The 17,777-nt window shown below is 75.0% G+C and carries 14 protein-coding genes; 9 read left to right on the top strand and 5 right to left on the bottom strand.

The features are described 5' to 3' along the window. The first annotated feature begins 52 nt into the window (after positions 1-52). The 3 genes from ACIQI7_RS05920 (at position 53) to ACIQI7_RS05910 (ending at position 3,820) form a co-directional block, all read left to right on the top strand. Entirely contained in the window at positions 53-1,981 is a 1,929-nt protein-coding gene (locus tag ACIQI7_RS05920) for an ABC transporter ATP-binding protein (RefSeq protein WP_401105545.1), read from the top strand. Further along, the gene (locus ACIQI7_RS05915; protein ID WP_401105543.1) at positions 1,978-2,526 is read left to right on the top strand and encodes a S26 family signal peptidase; all 549 of its coding nucleotides are present in this window, start codon (positions 1,978-1,980) and stop codon (positions 2,524-2,526) included. Before ACIQI7_RS05920 ends, ACIQI7_RS05915 begins: the two co-directional genes overlap by 4 nt. Positions 2,527-2,863: 337 nt before the next feature. Then, positions 2,864-3,820 carry a DUF5995 family protein gene (locus ACIQI7_RS05910; RefSeq protein WP_401105542.1) on the top strand — a complete coding sequence of 319 codons (957 nt, stop codon included), beginning with the start codon at positions 2,864-2,866 and terminating at the stop codon, positions 3,818-3,820. Here the strand turns inward: ACIQI7_RS05910 and ACIQI7_RS05905 are convergent. After that, complete coding sequence (locus ACIQI7_RS05905) at positions 3,781-5,220, bottom strand: GuaB1 family IMP dehydrogenase-related protein (RefSeq protein ID WP_401105540.1); 1,440 nt, start codon at positions 5,218-5,220, stop codon at positions 3,781-3,783. The two genes, ACIQI7_RS05910 and ACIQI7_RS05905, sit on opposite strands and share 40 nt — an antisense overlap. 318 nt (positions 5,221-5,538) lie before the next feature. Here ACIQI7_RS05905 and ACIQI7_RS05900 point away from each other — a divergent pair, with 318 nt between their 5' ends. The 3 genes from ACIQI7_RS05900 to ACIQI7_RS05890 all read left to right on the top strand — a co-directional run bounded on the left by ACIQI7_RS05900 (position 5,539) and on the right by ACIQI7_RS05890 (position 8,598). Further along, positions 5,539-7,041 (top strand): SDR family NAD(P)-dependent oxidoreductase, encoded by a 1,503-nt coding sequence (locus ACIQI7_RS05900; protein ID WP_401105690.1) that lies wholly within the window; start codon positions 5,539-5,541, stop codon positions 7,039-7,041. A gap of 21 nt (positions 7,042-7,062) precedes the next feature. Further along, positions 7,063-7,524 carry an NUDIX hydrolase gene (locus ACIQI7_RS05895; RefSeq protein ID WP_387751701.1) on the top strand — a complete coding sequence of 154 codons (462 nt, stop codon included), beginning with the start codon at positions 7,063-7,065 and terminating at the stop codon, positions 7,522-7,524. A gap of 396 nt (positions 7,525-7,920) precedes the next feature. Then, positions 7,921-8,598, top strand: coding sequence for a hypothetical protein (locus ACIQI7_RS05890; RefSeq protein WP_401105537.1), 678 nt, complete (start codon positions 7,921-7,923; stop codon positions 8,596-8,598). Between the two features lie 314 nt (positions 8,599-8,912). On the opposite strand, the gene ACIQI7_RS05885 is transcribed toward ACIQI7_RS05890, so the two are convergent. Both ACIQI7_RS05885 and ACIQI7_RS05880 read right to left on the bottom strand, forming a co-directional pair. Next, positions 8,913-9,584 carry a DUF1275 family protein gene (locus ACIQI7_RS05885; RefSeq protein WP_401105536.1) on the bottom strand — a complete coding sequence of 224 codons (672 nt, stop codon included), beginning with the start codon at positions 9,582-9,584 and terminating at the stop codon, positions 8,913-8,915. A gap of 94 nt (positions 9,585-9,678) precedes the next feature. Further along, on the bottom strand, positions 9,679-10,413 hold the full coding sequence (locus ACIQI7_RS05880) for an MgtC/SapB family protein (RefSeq protein WP_387751693.1): 735 nt from the start codon (positions 10,411-10,413) through the stop codon (positions 9,679-9,681). 438 nt (positions 10,414-10,851) lie between these two features. On the opposite strand from ACIQI7_RS05880, the gene ACIQI7_RS05875 reads away from it, so the two are divergent. From ACIQI7_RS05875 to ACIQI7_RS05865, 3 genes are all read left to right on the top strand, one after another. Then, positions 10,852-11,652, top strand: a complete 801-nt coding sequence (locus ACIQI7_RS05875; RefSeq protein WP_401105534.1) for an ABC transporter ATP-binding protein — start codon at positions 10,852-10,854, stop codon at positions 11,650-11,652. Then, entirely contained in the window at positions 11,649-14,387 is a 2,739-nt protein-coding gene (locus tag ACIQI7_RS05870; RefSeq protein ID WP_401105533.1) for an FtsX-like permease family protein, read from the top strand. The genes ACIQI7_RS05875 and ACIQI7_RS05870 overlap by 4 nt, the downstream gene beginning before the upstream one ends. A 227-nt stretch (positions 14,388-14,614) precedes the next feature. Next, positions 14,615-14,986 (top strand): BlaI/MecI/CopY family transcriptional regulator, encoded by a 372-nt coding sequence (locus ACIQI7_RS05865; RefSeq protein ID WP_401105531.1) that lies wholly within the window; start codon positions 14,615-14,617, stop codon positions 14,984-14,986. A 143-nt stretch (positions 14,987-15,129) separates the two neighbouring features. Here the strand turns inward: ACIQI7_RS05865 and ACIQI7_RS05860 are convergent, their stop codons facing one another. Next, entirely contained in the window at positions 15,130-16,149 is a 1,020-nt protein-coding gene (locus tag ACIQI7_RS05860) for an acetamidase/formamidase family protein (protein WP_401105529.1), read from the bottom strand. Beyond that, the gene (locus ACIQI7_RS05855) at positions 16,146-17,630 is read right to left on the bottom strand and encodes an APC family permease (RefSeq protein WP_401105527.1); all 1,485 of its coding nucleotides are present in this window, start codon (positions 17,628-17,630) and stop codon (positions 16,146-16,148) included. The genes ACIQI7_RS05860 and ACIQI7_RS05855 overlap by 4 nt, the downstream gene beginning before the upstream one ends. Positions 17,631-17,777 lie beyond the last annotated feature (147 nt).

Here is a 17,777-nt window from a genome sequence, read left to right as displayed (position 1 = left end):
GGGCGGTCCGGCGAAGCACCCGGCCGGTGACGGTTGCGTCCAGGCCTCCCCTGTGGCGGACCGGCCGGACGGGAAGCAGGGCCACCCGACCGGGAAACGGGACCACCCGAACGCGAAACAGGGCCGGCCGCACGGGAAGCAGGAGGCGCCGCCCGGGAAGCACGACCGGCTGAGCTGGGGGCTCGTACGCTCCTGCCTGCGGCTCGCCGCCGAAGCGGCGCCCGGTGCACTGGCGGGCTACGCCGCCTGCTCGCTGGCCGCGGCCGCACTGCCGGTCGTTCTCGCCTGGCTCACCAGGTCACTGCTGGACGCCCTGACCGGTCACGGCGGCCCCGCCATGCCGGCCGTCCTCGGCGGCGGGCTGGTCGCCGCCGGTGTGGTCACCACCCTGCTGCCGCAGCTCACCCGCTATCTCGCGGCGCAGGTCCAGCGCCGCACCGGCCTGCTGGCACAGGAGCAGCTGTTCACCGCCGTCGACGGCTTCACCGGCCTGGCCCGGTTCGAGGATCCGCGCTTCCTGGACCGGCTCAGGCTCGCCCAGCAGGCCGGCCGGACCGCCGTCGGCCAGGCGCTGGAGGGGCTGCTGGGCACCGTGCGGTCCGTGCTGGTCGTGGCCGGCTTCCTGGGCTCCCTGCTGGTGGTCGGTCCCGCGCTGGCCGCTGTGGTGCTGCTCGCCGGAGCTCCCGTGCTGGCGGCCGAGTTGACGCTCGGACGGCGCCGGGTCCGGCTGCTCTGGGACATCGGACCGACGGAGCGGCGCGAGTTGTTCTACAGCGAGCTGCTGACCAGCGTCGCGGCGGCCAAGGAGGTCCGGTTGTTCGGCACCGGCGCCTTCCTGCGCGGCCGGATGCTGGCCGAGCGGCGGACGGCCGACACCGCCCGCCGGCTGCTGGACCGGCGCGAGGTGAGGGTGCAGTCCGCGCTGGGAGTCCTCGCGGCCCTGGTCTCCGGCTGCGGACTGCTCTGGGCGGTGGAGCTGGCCCGTACCGGCGCCATCACCCCGGGCGGGGTCACCATGTTCGTCGCCGCGGTGGCCGGCGTGCAGGGCGCGCTCGCCGGGCTGGCGGCCACGACAGCCGTCGCCCAGCAGGCCCTGCTGCTCTTCGCCCACCACCTTGCCGTACTGGACTCCAGACCGGACGTGCGGCTCCCGCGGACGTTCCGCACCCTGCCGCCACTGCGCGAGGGCATCGAGCTGCGGGACGTCTGGTTCCGCTACTCTCCCGACCACCCCTGGGTGCTGCGGGGTGTCGACCTCTTCATCCCCTGCGGTGCTTCGGTGGCCCTGGTGGGACTGAACGGTGCGGGGAAATCCACCCTGGTGAAGCTGCTCTGCCGGTTGTACGACCCGACCTGCGGCGTCATCCTCTGGGACGGGGTCGACCTGCGGGAGATCGAACCGGCTCGGCTGCGGGCCAGGATCGGCGCGGTCTTCCAGGACTTCATGCACTACGACCTGACGGCCGCCGAGAACATCGCCTTGGGCGACCTGGCGGCGCTGGACGACCGGCCGAGGATCGAGGCCGCCGCCGAACGCGCCGGGGTGCACCGGGCCCTCGCCGCACTGCCCGGCGGCTACGACACCCTGCTCTCCCGGACGTTCCTGCCGCCCGGTGCCCGGGCGGACCGGGCCACCGGCCTCGTGCTCTCCGGGGGGCAGTGGCAGCGCCTGGCCCTGGCACGGGCGCTGCTGCGCGAGCGGCGGGACCTGATGATCCTCGACGAACCCTCGGCCGGCCTGGACGCCGAGGCCGAGTACGAGGTGCACCAGTCGCTGCGCCGGGCCCGGTCCGGGCGGACCAGTCTGCTGATCTCGCACCGGCTCGGCGCGGTCCGGGAGGCGGACCGGATCGTGGTGCTGCGCGAGGGCCGGGTGGTCGAGTCCGGCGGACACGACCAGCTGATGGCCGCGGCCGGCGCCTACCAGCGGCTGTTCGCGCTGCAGAGCCGGGGCTACCGGAAGGCGGAGGCGGCCTCGTGAAGCTGCCGTGGATCGCAGCGGTCCCGGCGGTGGTGACGGCGCTGGTGGCCGTCCGACTGGTGCGCCTGGCGCTGGTGGTGGTGACGGTCCGGGGGGAGAGCATGCTCCCGGCGCTCCGCGACGGTGACCGGGTACTCGTGCTGCGAGCCTCCGGCCCGGCGGTCGGTCAGGTCGTCGTGATCGAGCACGCGGACGCACACGGGCGTTGGCCGGACGGTCCGCTGCGGCGCCTGCGGCCCGTCGGCGCGGGCGGAGGCCCGGCCGGACGGCGGTGGGCGATCAAGCGCGTGGCGGCACTCCCCGGGGATCCCGTACCGGCCGTGGCCCGCTCGGGACCGGCGGGTGACGGCCCGGTCCCGCCGGGCGCACTGGTACTGCTGGGCGACAATCCGGCGGCCAGCGTCGACTCCCGGCAGGCCGGCTGCTTCCCCCTCGACCGCGTCCTCGGCCGCGTGCTCCGGCGCCTCCCGGCCTCCCGCGCTGCCGGCCGAGGGGGCGGCGCGGCGGCGCCTGCGCACCGTCAGCTCCAGGGGCACCGCGGGTAGCGGCGGCCGTAGTCCACGCCCTCGACCACGGTCGAGCTGGCGTAGAGGGCCGTGTTGGAGGGAACAGGTCCCCGGCGGCGCTCGCGGGGGTGCTTCCCACGACGGCGCCGAGGGTACCGAGCGCCGGGGCCGCGGCGAGCGCGGTGATGAGGGTTCGTCGATTGATCACGGTCACGGATGATGACAGGAGGTGGAGATCGGCGACAGCCCCCGCAGGGCCACGACGGGGTCGAGGCCGCCCCCGCCGGGACCGGTCCGATCGTGTGACACCGGCTGGGCGGACGCGTGCGGCGCCCACCGGCGCGGACCCGCGCTGTCACGATGATGCGATCAGCGCATGATCGGCATCGGAGGGTGGCACATGCCCGGCACAGCGGTGGCCCGTTCGACGGCACGGATCAGGGGCGCGAGGACGGTCGGACAGGTGGTCGGCCGGCTGCGGGCGATCGGGGCCGCACTGCCCCCGGCCGACGGGGTGGCGGTCTTCAACCGGATCTACCTCACCGTCACGGAGGCGGTCCGCGACCGGCTGGGCGACGGGTACTTCGGCGACTCGCCGGCGGTGGCCGAGCTGGACACGGTGTTCGCCGGGCGGTACCTGCGGGCCGTGGCCGCCGACGCGGCCGGGCGGGAGCCGCCCGCCTGCTGGCGGCCGCTGTTCGCGCTGCGCGCCCACCCGGGGGTGCACCCGCTCCAGTTCGCGCTGGCCGGGATGGCCGCCCACATCCAGCACGACCTGCCGCTGGCCGTCCTGGACACCTGCCGCCGCCGGGGCTGCGAGCCGGCCGTCATCGAGGAGGACTACCGCCGGATCAACCGGCTGCTGGCGGAGGAGGAGGCGGCCGTCCGGGAGCAGCTGATGCCCGGGCCCGACCTGCTGGAGCTCGCCGAGCCGCTCACCCACCTGCTCGGCGTCTGGTCGGTCGCGGCCGCCCGGGAGGGTGCCTGGAGCGCCGCCGACGCGCTGTGGGAACTGCGCCACCTGCCGGACGCGGCCCGGGCGTTCACCATCGCACTGGACGCCTCGGTCGGGCTGCTCGGCCGCGCCCTGCTGCTCCCGCTCGGAGCGCTGCTCCCCTCCGGGCCGGACGACGGGCCCGCCGCTCCCCCGGAGAGCCGCCCGGACGACGGCCCGGACGATCGCCCCGGCACCGGGCCGCACGCCCCCGCGACGGCCGCGGCCGCCCGGCTCCCCGAGGCGAGGAACCGGACGGCCGGCGGTACGGACGCGGGCGGCGCGACGGCCGCCGGTGATCAGGCCCAGCTGGAGTGCAGCGGCTTGCCCTCGGCGTAGCCGGCCGCACTCTGGACGCCCACGATCGCCTTCTCGTGGAACTCCTCCAGGCTGCTGGCGCCCGCGTAGGTGCAGGAGCTGCGGACGCCCGCGATGATCGAGTCGATCAGGTCCTCGACGCCCGGACGGGCCGGGTCCAGGAACATCCGGGAGTGCGAGATGCCCTCCTCGAACAGCGCCTTGCGGGCCCGGTCGTACGAGGAGTCCTGGGCGGTGCGGTTGCTGACCGCGCGGGCCGAGGCCATGCCGAAGCTCTCCTTGTACTGCCGGCCGTCGGCGGCGGTCTGGAGGTCGCCCGGGGACTCGTAGGTCCCGGCGAACCAGGAGCCGATCATCACGTTCGAGGCGCCGGCGGCCAGCGCCATCGCGACGTCGCGCGGGTGGCGCACGCCGCCGTCGGCCCAGACGTGCTTGCCGAGCCGGCGCGCCTCGGCGGCGCACTCCAGGACGGCGGAGAACTGCGGCCGGCCGACGCCGGTCATCATCCGGGTGGTGCACATCGCGCCGGGGCCGACGCCGACCTTGAGGATGTCGGCGCCCGCCTCGACCAGGTCGCGGACACCGGCGGCGGAGACCACGTTGCCGGCCACGACCGGGATCTGCGGGTCCAGGCCGCGCACCGCGCGCAGCGCGGTGATCATGGACTCCTGGTGGCCGTGCGCGGTGTCGACCACCAGCACGTCGGCGCCGGCCTCGATCAGCGCCTTCGCCTTGCCCGCGACGTCGCCGTTGATGCCGACGGTGGCGGCGATCCGCAGCTTGCCGGCCGCGTCCACGGCCGGGGTGTACAGGGTGGCGCGCAGCGCGCCCTTGCGGGTGAGGATGCCGACCAGCCGGCCCTCGCCGTCCACGACCGGGGCGAGCTTGCGGTGCGCCTCGGTGAGCTTCTCGAACGCGGCCCGCGGGTCGATGCCCTCGTCCAGCACCAGCAGGTCGCGGGACATGACGTCGGCCAGGCTGGTGAAGCGGTCCACGCCCTGGCAGTCGGACTCGGCGACCACGCCGACCGGCCGGCCGTCCTCGACCACCACGAGGGCGCCGTGCGCGCGCTTGGGCAGCAGCGAGAGCGCCTCGGCGACGGTGGCGCCCGGGTCGAGCGTGATCGGGGTGTCGAAGACCAGGTGGCGCTGCTTGACCCAGGAGACGACCTCGGCGATGACCTCGGTGGGGATGTCCTGCGGGATGGCGACCAGGCCGCCGCGGCGGGCGACGGTCTCGGCCATCCGGCGGCCGGCGATGGCGGTCATGTTGGCCACGACCAGCGGGATGGTGGTGCCGGTGCCGTCGTTGGAGGAGAGGTCGACGCCCTGCCGGGAGCCCACGGCGGAACGGCTGGGGACCATGAAGACGTCGTCGTACGTCAGGTCGTACGAGGGCGTGAGGTCGTTCAGGAAGCGCATGAAGAAGGGCTCTCTGGCTGGGGGATACACCTCGGGTGCGGTTGCGGCGATGCCGCCGGAGCGCACTCGGGCGCCCGGCACCCAGCATTCGATTCTCCGGGAAGAGCGGGGGCAAAAGCCAGTTCGAGGAGCATTGCTGGGGCTGTGCACAAACCCCGTCGAATGCTCCGCGCGTAGACATGGAGGATCGTCCAAGGACCCCCTCCGACGTCCGGTTTTCGCCCCGGTCCGGGCCGCTCCCGTAGCATTCACGCGGTAACGGGCATGGCTTCACGCGTGTGGGCGTGGCGAGACGGGAAAGCGGCAGCAGGCGTGAGCATCGGGCAGACGGACATCGAGCAGGACCTGATCGAGAGCACCGAGGAGGAGATCGACTACGGTCCCGGCCTCGACCCCGAACGGCTGAGGCTCTGCCTGGAGGTGCTCGCCGAGCTCGACGAGCTGCACGTGGACCACCCGGACGCGATCACCGTCCGCAAGGCCGTCGGCGGCATATTCCGGACCCTCAAGCAGCGCCGCCGCCAGGAGACCCGGGCCCGCAAGACCGCCAACGACCGCGCGGTCACGGCCCGCACCGCCACCGGCGCGCCCACCCGGATCGACGACGAGACGGCCGGCGCCTTCGGCCTGACCACCGTCACCACCACCGAGATCGCCGGCGTCCTGGAGCGTCCGCGCTCCTGCTACACCTGCAAGCAGCGGTACGTCGAGGTCGACGCCTTCTACCACAACCTGTGCCAGAAGTGCGCGGTGCTGAACCGGTCCCGCCGGGACGCCCGCGCCGACCTCACCGGCAAGCGCGCGCTGCTCACCGGCGGCCGCGCCAAGATCGGGATGTACATCGCGCTGATGCTGCTGCGCGACGGCGCCCACACCACCATCACCACCCGCTTCCCCAACGACGCGATCCGCCGCTTCAAGGCGATGCCGGACAGCGCCGAGTGGCTCCACCGGCTCAAGATCGTCGGCATCGACCTGCGCGACCCGGCCCAGGTGATGGCGCTGGCCGACGAGGTCGCCGCGGACGGCCCGCTGGACATCCTGATCAACAACGCCGCCCAGACCGTGCGCCGGCCGCCGGAGTCCTACCGCGAGCTGGTCAACGCCGAGTCCGCGCCGCTGCCGGCCGGCGAGCTGCCGCAGTCCACCACGATCGGCCGCTTCGGCAGCGGCGGCGTCGAGCTGCCCGCCCTCCCCCACCAGGCGGGCGGCGAAGCGCGGCCGATCGCCGCCGAGGACGTCACCTCGCTCGCCCTGGTCACCGGCTCCGCCACGCCCGCCCGGATCGCGGCCGGCACCGCGATCGACGCCGGCGGCCTGGTGCCCGACCTCGCGGACACCAACAGCTGGGTGCAGACCGTCTCGGAGGTCGGCCCGGTCGAGCTGCTGGAGGTCCAGCTCTGCAACTCCACCGCGCCGTTCATCCTGATCAGCCGGCTCCGCCCGGCGATGGCCGCCTCCCCGTCCCGCCGCAAGTACGTGGTCAACGTCTCCGCGATGGAGGGCGTGTTCTCGCGCGGCTACAAGGGCGCCGGACACCCGCACACCAACATGGCCAAGGCCGCGCTGAACATGCTCACCCGCACCAGCGCCCAGGAGATGTTCGAGGCCGACGGCATCCTGATGACCGCCGTCGACACCGGCTGGATCACCGACGAGCGCCCGCACCCGGACAAGATGCGGCTCGCCGAAGAGGGCTTCCACGCCCCGCTCGACCTGGTCGACGGCGCGGCCCGGGTGTACGACCCGATCGTGCGCGGCGAGGCGGGCGAGGACCTGTACGGCTGCTTCCTCAAGGACTACGAGCGCGCCAACTGGTGACCAGCTGAAGGAGATGGCGAGTTGAGCACAGCACCGACCGCACCGCTGCTCGGCGCCGGGATCGTCGTACCCACCGGGGACGGCCGGGTGCTGGTCGGCCGCCGGATCACCGCCGGCGAGCCGCCCACCTGGAGCCTGCCCGGCGGCAAGGTCGACCCGGGCGAGTCCTTCGAGCAGACCGCCGCCCGCGAACTCGCCGAGGAGACCGGCATCGTGCTGCCCGCGGAGGGGATGCGGGTGCTCGCCGTCCACCTGGACCACGAACTCGGCCGGCCCCGGCTGACCGCCGCCGTACTGGCACCGCCCAGCCTGGCCGAGGCCGTGGTCACCGAGCCGCACGCCTGCGCGGGCTGGGAGCGCTTCCCGGTGGACGCGCTGCCGGAGCCGATGTTCTACCCGTCCGCGCTGGTGCTCGGCAGCTGGCTGCCGGGGCTGGACGTGGTGCGGGCGGACGGGACGCACGGCTACCCCGTCGCCCGCTGAATGCCGAGCGCTGACGGCTGACGGCTGACGGCTGACGGCCGCCGTCAGGGAAGCGGGCCTCCCGGCCGGGATCGGGCGCGAACGGGACGCACGGCGCAGGCAGGGGGTGACCCCACGACCACCCCCTGCCCCGTACCCCGGCCCGGCGCCCCCACGGTCGACCGGACCACGGCCGCGCCCAGGCACGGGGAGCGCCGCCACAGCCCCAGCCTGCCCGGAGCGGGCGGCGGATGCCGAGGGCCGAACGTCCCGGCCGCGGGGCCGAGCGGCCCTGGCGGCGGCGCCGAGTGGCCCAGGCGGTGCTACGGACGCGCACGACTCTTGTGCGCGAGGGGTCGCCGGGTGGACATTGGGGCGGAACGCCGTGCGTTCCCGCGTCCCTGAGGAGCCCTCACCGTGTCCAGCACGCCCCGTCCGGCCCGGCCCGGGCCGCCCCCGCGGCGCACCGGCCGGCGGCTGCGGCGGGCCCTCGGTGCCCGGCACGAGCCGCTCGTCCGTCCCGTCGACCGCTCCCGGGCCCGGGCCTGGCTGTCCGCCGTGCTCGGCACGGTGCTCGCCCTCGCGCTGTCCGCGGGCGCCGCCCTGCTCCTCTACCGCGCCACCGTGCACCAGGCCGCCGTCGACCGCGGACGGCTGCGCCAGGTCGACGCCGTGGTCCGCGCCGTCCCGGGCCGCGACGCCACCGCCGCCGGCACCGCGACCGCCTCCGGCAGCCGCTTCGCCGGTGGCTACAGCAACCGGATCGACGTCGACGCCGCCTGGACCGGGCCCGACGGCACCGAGCGCCGCGGTACCGTCCAGGCCCCGCGCTCCGCCGCCGTCGGCGGCCGCGTCCCCGTCTGGGTCGACCCGTCCGGCGCCGCCTCCGCTCCCCCGGCCGACCGGGTGGCCCTGGCCGTCTCCGCCGCCTGCACCGGCGCCGGCGCCCTGCTCGCCCTGCTGGCCGTACTCGCCCTCGCCCTGCGTCTGCGCCTCCGCGCCCTCGACCGCCGCGCCGAATCCGCCTGGACCGCCGACTGGGCCCGCCTCGAACCCCTCTGGAGCGGCCGCGCGGGCCAGCGGCACGAGGACTGACCCGCCGACAGCCCCTGGCGGAACGCCGGCGGCCGGTTCCGCCCCCCGACGGCCGGCCCCGGCGTCCGGTCAGTCACTGGTGGCGCCCCGGCAGGAGATGCCGTCAGGAGCGGCGTCCGGGCCGGAGATGACCGTGCGGCGCCCCGAACCCCGGAAGGAGGGCGGGAAGTCGACGCCTCCCCCGCCCTGGGCCTCGGCGGCGCGGACGGTGCCCGGCGAAGGCCGGTCGGTGCCGAACAGCTCCCCGGCCTCGGCCCCCCGCCAACCGCCTGGACCCGTCCCCGCCGACCGCGCCGCGCCGGGAGGCGGCCCGGTCAGCGGGGACGGGTCCAGGCCGGGTCGGCCCTGGCGGCGTGATGGGTGAGGGCGGCGACGACGAGGAGGAGGGCGAGGGCCAGGGCGAGGGCGACGGGCACACCGGCGTGGAGGACGAGGAGGGCGCCGAGGAGGGCGCCGGCGAACATCCAGACGGCCGAGGCGAGGCGGCGGCTGCCGGTGAGGTCGGCGGCGAGGGCGGTGATGGTCATGGTCAGCACGGTGGTGGTGAGGTCGGGCACCTTCAGGGCGCGGACCACCGCGTTCTGGCCGCCCATGGCGAAGCCGAGCAGCCCGATCAGGGTGTAGCGGGCCGGGTCGGAGGTGTGGCCGCCCGCGGCCGCCAGCACGGTGGCCGCCGCGACCAGCACCGCCTGGACGGCGACGGCGGCGGTCAGCAGCTGCCCGCGGTGGCCGGGCAGCCGGCGGGCGAGGTGGCCGCCCGCGAGGGCGCCGAGCAGGAAGGCGGCGAGCGCGGCCAGCGAGGCGGTGGCGGAGAGGTTGGCCGCGCCGGCCAGGGCGAAGCCGAGGAACACCACGTTGCCGGTCATGTTGGCGACGAAGACGTGGCCGAGTTCGAGGTAGCTGACCGCGTCCACCACCCCGGTGACCACGGTCAGCACCAGCAGCATCGGGACCAGCGGCCCGTGCTCGGGGTCGGGGGTCGGCATCGGGCCTCCAGTCGGGTCGGGCGGGGTCGGACCAGGGTTCGGGTGGGGCACGGACGAGGGCCCGGACGCGTCACGGGTGGCTCCGTACGGCCCGTCAGGCGAGCGCCGGGTTGCCGGGGTCCTCCGGTTCGTCCTCCAGGTGCCAGTGCAGGTCGCGCACCCCCGGTTCCAACGACAGCCGGGTGACGACCTGTTCGAGCGCCGGGGCGACCGATCCGGTGATCGCGACGGTGGCCCGCAGGCTGGTGGCGTCGCCGCTGTCGGTGCGGCGGGCGCGCAGTCCGGTCGGGGCGAGCCCGGAGGCGGAGAGGGCCTGGAGCAGCAGGGCCCGGATGTGGGTCTCGGACTTGCGGTCGCACTCCAGGTGGACGGTGGCACGGCTGGTGGAGTCCGGGTCGCTGCCGGACTGCGGGGCCCGGTCGAGCAGCCGGCCCGCCGGGCGCAGCACCAGGTGGACGACGAGCACGGCGAGCGTGCCGAGGACGGCGAACTCCAGCTCGCCGGAGGCGGCCAGTACCCCGACGGCGGCCGAACACCACAGCGTGGCGGCGGTGTTGAGGCCGCGTACGCCGGCGCCGTCGCGCAGGATGACGCCACCGCCGAGGAAGCCGATGCCGGAGACGACGTACGAGGCGACCCGGGTCGGGCTGCCGGCGTCGCCGACGGCCTCGCTGTACAGCACGAACAGGGTGGCGCCGGCGGCGACCAGGGCGTTGGTGCGCAGGCCGGCCATCCGGGCCCGCCACTGGCGTTCGACGCCGATCAGCGCGCCGCAGGCGACGCCGGTGGCGAGCCGGATCAGGAAGTCGGCGGTGGTCAGGGTGTGCACGACGGCACCTCCTTCACGGGAGGAGGGTACGGACGGGTGGCGGCCCGCCGCCCACCGGCCGTCCGTGCGGACGGTGGCACCGGGCGGTGGCACGTGGTCGGCGCGGTCGGCCGTCCGGCGCGCGGTCCGGACGACCTCGATGATGGCGACCGCCGTCGCGGCCGGTGGGTAGGCGCGCAGGGGCGCCCGGGGGCGTGAGCTGCGAGCCGCAAGCCGTGAGGCGTGAGCTGCGAGCCGTCCCGAGCTTAGACCGGCCGCGAACGACCCCGACCGGGTTTCCGCTCCATCCTCGACAGCTTTGTAGAAGTTTGACCGAAGCCGAGCACCCCGCCCCGGAAACCCATCGGGAGCCCCGGGAAGCCCGGAGGCCCCAGGAAGCCCGCACGGGAACCGTCCGGCCTTGCGTCACGTCCTCCGGCATATATAGTTCACCGACATATGCAGTTGAGCAGCCCACGAGGGGGAAGTGTGTCCCACGCCGATCCGACCCGGCCCGCGCCCGTCCTGCGCCTGGCCAACGTCACCCGTGTGCACGGGCGGGGCGCCGCCGAGGTGCACGCCCTGCGCGGCATCGACCTGTCCGTCCACCCGGGCGAGTTCGTCGCCGTCATGGGCCCGTCCGGCTCCGGGAAGTCCACCCTGCTGACCCTGGCCGGCGGGCTGGACCAGCCCAGCGGCGGCGAGGTGCTGGTGGAGGGGGTCGCGCTCGGCGGCCTCGGCCGCGGCAAGCTCGCCGACCTGCGGCGCCGTTCGATCGGATACGTCTTCCAGGACTACAACCTGATCCCGGCGCTGACCGCCGCCGAGAACATCGCGCTGCCCCGCGAACTGGACGGCGTCCCGGGACGCCGGGCCCGCCGGGAGGCGCTGGCGGCGCTGGAGGAGCTGGGCATCGGCGAACTCGCCGACCGCTTCCCCGACGACATGTCCGGCGGCCAGCAGCAGCGCGTCGCCATCGCCCGGGCGCTGATCGGCGAACGCCGGCTGGTGCTCGCCGACGAGCCGACCGGCGCCCTCGACTCGGCCACCGGCGAGGCGGTGCTCGCCGTGCTGCGCGCCCGCTGCGACGCCGGCGCCGCCGCGATGATGGTCACCCACGAGGCGGCGCACGCCGCTTGGGCGGACCGGGTGGTCCACCTGCGGGACGGCGCGGTCGCCTCGGAGGCCACCGGCCGCCGGGCCTCCGCCCACCTCGCCGCGGTGCGCCCGTCCGGCGCGGTCGGCGAGGTGACGCAGTGAGGCTCGGAGCCTGGCGGGTCGCCCTGCGGATCGCCCGCCGCGACGCGCTGCGCGCCAAGGGCCGCAGCGCGCTGATCGCCGCCATGATCGCGCTGCCCGTGCTCGGCGTCACCGGCGCCGACGTGGTCCACCGCAGCGGGCAGTTGACCCCGTCCGAGCGGGTGGAGCGGGTGGTGGGCGGCGCGGACGCCCTGGTCACCTCGCTCGACCCGGGCCAGTTGGTCGAGCAGGCCCCGATCGCCGAGGACGGCGCCTTCTCAGTCCCGCTCCGCCCGGGGGAACAGCCGACGGCCGAACAGCAGAAGAGCGCGAGCACCGACCCGGTCACCCTGATCGGTTCGCTGCTGCCACCCGGCAGCGTGCTCGTCCCGGCCCGGCCCGGGCCAGAGGCGGGCGCCACCTCGCCCGAGGGCCTGGTCCGCGCCCTCACCACCGAGGCCGACCTCGGCGACCCGGTCTGGCGCGGCCGGCTCGACCTGGTCGAGGGCCGCGCCCCGGCCGCCCCGCGCGAAGTGGCCGCCACCCGGGCCTTCCTGGACCGCTCCGGGCTCAGGACGGGCTCCACCACCACCCTCCAGGGCCTGGAGGGCACCACCTACACCATCACCGGTGTGGTGGAGCACCCGAGTGAGCTGGGCCGGGTCGAACTCGTCGCCCGGCCGGGCGAGTTGATCGATCCGCTGAGCACCGCGCTGGCCGCCGGCGGCCCCGCCGCGGAGAAGCCCGCGACCACCCGCTCCAGCTGGCTGGTCCGGCTGCCGTCCGGCGCGGCCCTCGACTGGGCCGGGGTCCAGCGGTTCAACGCCCACGGCTACACGCTGACCGCGCGTTCGGTGGCGATCGCTCCGCCGCCGGAGCGGGCCGTCCCGTACTACCGCGACTCGTTCCGCTACAGCGACCCGGCGCCCGCCATGAACACCAGGATCGTCGTCGCCACCGTGACCGGGCTGGCGCTTCTGGAGGTCGCCCTGCTCGCCGGGCCCGCCTTCGCGGTCGGCGCCAACCGCTCGCGCCGCCAGCTCGCCCTGCTCGGCGCGGCCGGCGGCAGCCGCGCCCACGTCGGTGCGGTGGTGCTCGGCGGCGGTCTGGTCCTCGGCGCGGCCGGGGCGCTGGTCGGCGTGGTGCTCGGCACCGCGGTGGTCGCCGTGCTGCGGTCACGGATCGAGCAGTTCGGCGGCGTGCGCTTCGGGCACCTCGCGTTCCCCCCGCTGGACCTGCTCGCGATCGCCGGGATCGGCCTGTGCACCGCGCTGCTCGCGGCCGCGCTGCCCGCGCTGCAGGCCGCCCGCCGCAGCGTCACCGCCGGGCTCACCGGCCGGGACACCGTGCGCGGGCCCAGCCGCCGGGTCACCGTCGCCGGCGTGGCGCTGGTCGCCCTCGGCGCCGTGCTCGCGATGTACGGCGCGACCGCGGTCCCGCGCGAACAGTCCGGCGTGGGCGGCTACGGCGGCCGGGTGCTCACCGTGCTCGGCGGATCGGTGGTCGCCGAAATCGGCCTGCTGCTCTGCACCCCGATGCTGGTCGCCCTGATCGGCCGGGCCGCCGGCCGGCTGCCGCTCGGGCCGCGGCTCGCGCTGCGCGACTCCGCCCGGCACCGCTCGCGCACCGCTCCGGCGGTGGCCGCGGTGATGGCCGCGGTGGCCGGTGCCGTCGCCATCGGCGTCTACACCACCAGCACCGACGCCGAGAACCGGCGCGACTACGAGCCGGAGGCGCCGTACGGTGCCGTCCAGCTGATCAGCCACGCCGACGGGCCCCGGCTCGCCGAGGAGCGCGCCGAGCTGGAGAAGCAGCTGACCGGGCTCGGCCCGCGCGGCGACCTCGCCCAGGTGGTGTACCGCTTCTGCGACAACTGCCTCAGCGTCGTCCAGCTCAAGGCCCCGGAGGGCCGGCGCGGCCTCGTCGCCCCGCCGCACCTGGCCGCCGGTGACGCGAACGTGCTGCACAACCTGTTCGCCGTCCACGACCCGGCCGCCGAGGAGGCGCTCGCCGCCGGCAAGCTGCTGGTCTTCGACCCGCGAGTGGTGGGCGCCGACGGCAAGGCCGTGATGGTGCTGCGCGGCGGCGGCCCCCCGGTACGGCCGGGCGAGGTGCCCAAGCCCGACGTGCAGGAGGTCCCGGTCGAGGTGGTGCTGGTGGACAACCCGGCCGCCGCCAAGTTCGCCCAGGGCCTGCTACTGCCCTCCGTCCTGCCCCGGCTCGGGCTGTCCTCCTATCCGACCGGCTCGGTCTGGCTGCCCGCCACCCCGCCCGACCGCAAGGCGCAGCAGCGCGCCGAGGCGGCCACCGTCCAGCTGGACCGCTTCGCCAGGCTCCAGGTGGAACGCGGGTACCAGCCGAAGAGCGACGCGCTCACCCTGGCGCTCACCGGCTTCGCCGCACTGGTCGTGCTCGGCGCCGCCGGGATCGCCACCGGCCTGGCGGCCGCCGACTCCCGGCAGGACCAGGCCACCCTGGCCGCGGTCGGCGCGCCGCCGAGGATCCGGCGGACCATGGCGGGCCTCCAGTGCATGCTGATCGCCCTGCTGGGCGCGCTGCTCGGGGCGGTCAACGGGTTCGTGCCCGCGGTGGGGCTGTTGAAGTCCCGGGCCACCGGGTTCGGAGCCAAGCCGGCGCTGATCGCCGCGCCCTGGGGCGAGCTGCTGCTGATCGTGCTGGCGCTGCCGGTGCTCGCGGGGCTGCTCGCGGCGCTGTTCACCCGGTCCCGCGTCCCGCTCGGGCGGCGGCTGTCCTGAGGGCCCGGCCGTTCTGGGGCCTGACCGTCCCGGAGGCCTCGGACACGGCTTGGACACGCCCCGACCACCGGCCGACACCACTTGGGCACCACCCGGGCACCACCCGGAACACGCCGGGCGTCCACCCCCTTCACCCGGGGGCGGGCGCCCGGCGCTCGCCGTACCATGGGCCGCGTTCCGGCGGGCGAAGGGCGCCGGTGGTCGGCTCGGCGAGGGAGAAGAGGGCGGTGCTACGGGGGTTCGGCGATCTCGAGGCCGAGATCATGGACCGGTTCTGGTCCTGGGGCCGGCCCGCCACGGTGCGCGAGGTGGTGGACGACCTCCAGCAGGACCGGGCGGTCGCGTACACCACCGTCACCACGGTCGCGGACATCCTGCACACCAAGGGCTGGCTGCGCCGCGACAAGGTCGGCCGCGCCTGGATCTACGAGCCGACCTGCACCCGCGAGGAGTACACCGCCCGGCTGATGCACCAGGCGCTGGAGACCACCCCCGACCGTGCGGGCGCGCTGCTCCGCTTCGTCGACCGGATCACCGGGGACGAGGCCTCGGCGCTGCTCACCGCGCTCGAACAGGTGCGGGCGCGGGCCGCGGGGTGACCCGCGCGCCGCGTCCCCGGGGCCTGCGGCGGGCCGGTCGCGACCGGTGGTGACCGGGCCGACGGGCCCGGGACGGGAGTCCGCGAGATTTGCCGGGACCTTGACCCTCGCACCTGAACCCGCCTGCCCCGACCCGGCGTTGCCTACCGGTGCCGCAGGTACGCTCCGGCCGTCCCGCGCAGCCGGTCGTGCAGCCCGTCGTAGGCGCGGGCCCGGCCGAGCAGGCTCTTCGGCAGCTTGGCGACCATCGTGTAGTTGGTGTCGCAGACGTTCGCCGCCGGCGCCAGGCCGGCCTGGCTGACCAGCTGGTACGCGTCGAGCTGGTCCAGCCCGAGCAGTTCGCCGGTCCAGCCGACCAGGTCGTGCTGGCTGATCCGGAACGCGTCCTCCAGCGGACGGGCCGAGCCGGTGCTGATCAGGAAGTCGTCGTTCTCCAGCCGGGGCCAGGCCGGGCCGCCGCCCTTGACCAGGTCGACGATCACGGTGGTGCGCATCGCCGCCTCCACCGCCGTACCGCACACCTCGCCCTCGCCCTGGCGGGCGTGGCCGTCGCCGACGGCGAGCAGGCCGCCCTCGACGTTGACCCCGAAGTAGGCGGTGGTGCCGGCCCGCATCTCCGGGGTGTCCAGGTTGCCGCCGTGCGCGCCCGGGGTGATCGAGGCCAGCACCTCGCCGGCCGCCGGGGCGACGCCGACCGTGCCGTGCATCGGGTCGAGCGGCAGGTCCACCGTGAACCCGCCGTTGCGGGCCCGGAACCGGCACAGGCCCGCCTTGACGTCCAGGTCGTAGACCCAGACCCGCTCCTCCAGCGCCGGGTGCAGCATCGCGGTGCTGTGGGTGGCGGTCAGCGCGCCGAAGTGCGGGAAGGTGCTGGAGATGCCGTATTCCCGGGCCGGGGTGATCTCCACGAAGTGCACCGCGAGGACGTCCCCGGGCTCGGCGCCCGCCACCGCGATCGGGCCGGTGACCGGGTTGAGGTAGGGAAAGGCGCAGACCTGGCTGGGCAGGTCGCCGGTGCCGCGCACCTTGCCGCCGAAGCAGTCCTCGGTGGTCAGTTCGACGACGGTGCCGGGCGGGACGGTGACCAGCGGGGCGCGGCCGCCGAAGGTGTAGGCGTAGTCCTCGGGCGTCGGCGACAGTGTGACGATCTCGGGCAGGCTCACGGCTTCTCCTCGGCAGGGGTGGTGGTGGCGCTGTTCGCAGCGGCGGCGTTCGTCGCATCGGCATCGGTCGCGGCGGCGCCGGGGTCCAGGGCGGAATCGGCCTCGGTGACGGCCAGTCGGGGCGTGCGGCCGGTCGCCATCAGCCCGGCGAGCACGATCCCGCCGACGAGCAGCCAGACGAAGCCGAGCCGCTGGGCCGCGATGTCGGCGTTGACCACGACGTACCCGAGGATCGCGAAGCCGAGCGCCGGGGCGATCAGGTGCCGCCAGTAGTCCTTGCTGCGTCGGCGGATCAGGTAGTGGACGACGACGGCGACGTGCAGGACCAGGAAGGTGGTCAGCGCACCGAAGTTGACCAGGGTGCTCAGCAGCGTGATGCCGTCGTCGCGGGAGGCCGTGTAGAGGCCGAGCACCAGCGAGATCCCGGCGGTCAGCAGGGTCGCGTTGACCGGCACCCGGCGGGTGGGGTGGATCCGGGCCAGGAACGAGGGCAGCTGGCGGTCGCGGGCCATCGCGAACAGCAGCCGGGAGGTGGCCGCCTGGGCGACCAGCGAGTTGGCGAAGCCCCAGGCCACGGCGGTGGAGGCGGCGGTCAGGGTGGCGAGCCAGCCCCCGGCGGCGGTGCGGGCCGCGTCGTAGAAGGCGGTGCCGTTCGGGTCGCCGTCCCGGATCAGCGCGTCGGGGTCGGCGACCAGCAGCGAGGCGACCCAGGTCTGCACGATGAACAGGGTGCCCGCGAGCAGCAGCGCGGCGACCATCGACCTGCCGACGGCCTTGGTGGAGTCCCGGTTCTCCTCCGAGAGGGTGGAGATGCCGTCGAAGCCCAGGAAGCTGAGCACCGCGATCGAGACCGCCCCGAAGGCCAGGCTCCACGAGAAGGTGTGCGGGTCGTACAGCGGCGTGAAGTCGAAGCCGCGGCCCTTGCCGTCGGCCAGGGCGATCACGCCGATCACCACGAACACGGCCAGCACGACGAGTTCGCCGACCAGCATCGCCTTGTTGACCTTGCTGGTGGTCTCGATGCCCAGATAGTTGACCACGGTGTTGAGCAGCACGAAGCCGACCAGCCAGAGCCAGACCGGGACGGACGGCACCAGCGAGTTCATCGCGACGCCGGCGATCAGGTACAGCAGCCCCGGCACCAGCACGTAGTCGAGCAGGATCATCCAGCCGGACAGGAAGCCGACCGGGGCGGCGATGCCGCGGCCCGCGTAGGTGTAGACCGAGCCGGCCATCGGGAAGGCGCGGGACATCTGGGCGTAGGACAGGGCGGTGAACATCATCGCCACCATGCCGAGGACGTAGGCCAGGGCGACCATCCCGCCGGAGCCCTGGAAGACGCCGCCGAAGATGCCGAACGGTGCGATCGGCACCATGAACACCAGCCCGTAGACGAGCAGGTCGGTGAAGCCGAGCGAGCGGCGCAGCTCCTGCTGGTAGCCGTAGCTCTCGATGCCCTGGGGCGCGGGTGTGTCGGCCATGGTGCTCTCTCTCCGTGACGACCCTGCGGGTGTGTGGGGAGACTGTAGAGGCAACTATTTCCAGATGGAAGGGTTTTGTCGGGGCGTTCCTCCTGACGGGAACCAGGCACCCGGAGCCGCCGGCGCAACGCCCGGGGCTCCCGGCGC

The organism is Kitasatospora sp. NPDC092039, assembly GCF_044756065.1.
Lineage (GTDB): Bacteria > Actinomycetota > Actinomycetes > Streptomycetales > Streptomycetaceae > Kitasatospora.
Note: the sequence above shows the minus strand (reverse complement) of the source record. Positions and strands in the feature narration are given on the sequence as shown.

What these genes read in the sequence shown, in the direction of transcription:
- ACIQI7_RS05885 (WP_401105536.1), bottom strand. Translation starts at nt 9,584, where the DNA reads ATGCCGACCCCCGACCCCGAGCACGGGCCGCTGGTCCCGATGCTGCTG.
- ACIQI7_RS05875 (WP_401105534.1), top strand. Translation starts at nt 10,852, where the DNA reads ATGCAGTTGAGCAGCCCACGAGGGGGAAGTGTGTCCCACGCCGATCCG.
- ACIQI7_RS05910 (WP_401105542.1), top strand. Translation starts at nt 2,864, where the DNA reads ATGATCGGCATCGGAGGGTGGCACATGCCCGGCACAGCGGTGGCCCGT.
- ACIQI7_RS05905 (WP_401105540.1), bottom strand. Translation starts at nt 5,220, where the DNA reads ATGCGCTTCCTGAACGACCTCACGCCCTCGTACGACCTGACGTACGAC.
- ACIQI7_RS05855 (WP_401105527.1), bottom strand. Translation starts at nt 17,630, where the DNA reads ATGGCCGACACACCCGCGCCCCAGGGCATCGAGAGCTACGGCTACCAG.